Source organism: Bacillus piscicola (assembly GCF_022458745.1).
GTDB classification, from domain to species: Bacteria; Bacillota; Bacilli; order Bacillales; family Marinococcaceae; genus Alteribacillus_A; species Alteribacillus_A piscicola.
This window is the reverse complement of the sequence record NZ_JAJJJF010000037.1, coordinates 1-1,405: the sequence shown is the minus strand read 5'-3', so window position 1 is coordinate 1,405 and position 1,405 is coordinate 1. Positions and strand designations below refer to the sequence as shown.

Genomic DNA, 1,405 nt, shown 5'->3' with positions numbered 1-1,405 from the left:
CAATTGGAAGTGAAGCTTCGCTTTCCTCCCGGTTCGATGACGAACATTATTGAGCCCGAAGAATTCTTTCAGATACGCGTTGACTCGTTCGACCGCAGTACGTTCTTTATACAGTTCCACCCATTTTTTTGAACCTCTCGCAGGAAAGGTGTATTTTCGAATATCAATGGACTGCCTGATTTTAAAGGTCTTCTGACAGAGAGAATCATGCCTTAATGGGCACGTCGCACATTCTTTGGGCCGTGTATATTTCAGGATGTTGTATTTCGGGTCGAAGCTGTCGTAACGATAGGAATGCTCCAGGACGCAGGTAGGCGCGAAGTTCTCGTCAAAGCCGATAACTTCCCCTTCGTTTCTACGATTATATGGGATAACAGCCTGCAGGTTCTGATTCGCCAATTGCTGATAGATCGGCTCAAAATCATAGCCGGCATCAAATAGGCCTGCAGTGTACAGATCCGGGAGATCTCGGTTGATTTTCTTTAATAATGGGATAGCTGCTTTTCCATCGTTGAGATTCCCAGATGTCATCATACCCGCAAGGATATACTGGCTCTTTGTACTGACGGCTAGATGTGCCTTATAACCGAACCAGTAGACATTTTTCCCGTCGCTGTTTTTCTTGACACCCCACTTGGGGTCGATCGGTGCCTCCTTGAACAATGTCTCAGCGGATTCGGGCAACTGATGCACAATCTCTTTTTCGTAAATTGGAAGAGCGTTTTCTCTGGCCTGTTTTTCTTTCAACCATTTTTCACGTTCAGCCTTCGATTTGCGGCCACGCTTTTTAGGCTCGGATTTTTCCTTCTTCCCGGATGCCTGAGCACGGTCCCTTGCTTCAAAATGACTGGAATCAAAAGCGACATTTTCCTCGCTGATGTGCTCTTCGTTAATCGCAAGAAGAATCACTTCGTCATTGATATCAGCCATTACATCCGACTCACTGATGACCCCGATCATTCTGGAATAGGAGGCTTCAGATGGAATCGGGTCCGAATGAAGAAAACCGCAATCAAACCGGAAAACAGGATCACGTTTCAGGCGCTTGATAAGGTCCTTGATTGTTGGAATTCGCTCCACCACACGAGCGATCAACGAGTAGACCATAGCACTGTAATTCAGCTGCCTGGGGGCACCCATGTTGCTGCTTTTCCCCAACAAGACCCAGATGGGATTCAGATTGAGGGGTGAAAAGACAGCCTCAAAGTGTTGGGTAGGTTCCATCGCATATAATTCGTGCATGTCAAATAAGCTTTGTTGTCGTATAATGGTCATAGGGGCACTCTCACCTCTCTGTTAAGGTTGTTGTGGTAACTACCATTATACAGAATTTGGGGAGGTGCTCCATTTTTTGTGTCTTGAAAACCTTGAGCCCCAAGGGCTCTAAATTATGAAATTGATTCAG

1 protein-coding gene is annotated in these 1,405 nt (G+C 46.0%); it reads right to left on the bottom strand.

Translation table 11 applies throughout. The features are described 5' to 3' along the window. Window positions 1–1,275, bottom strand: a 1,275-nt coding sequence (locus LOR49_RS17345) for a transposase (protein ID WP_240378234.1), incomplete at its 3' end; no start/stop codon positions are given. Window positions 1,276–1,405 lie beyond the last annotated feature (130 nt).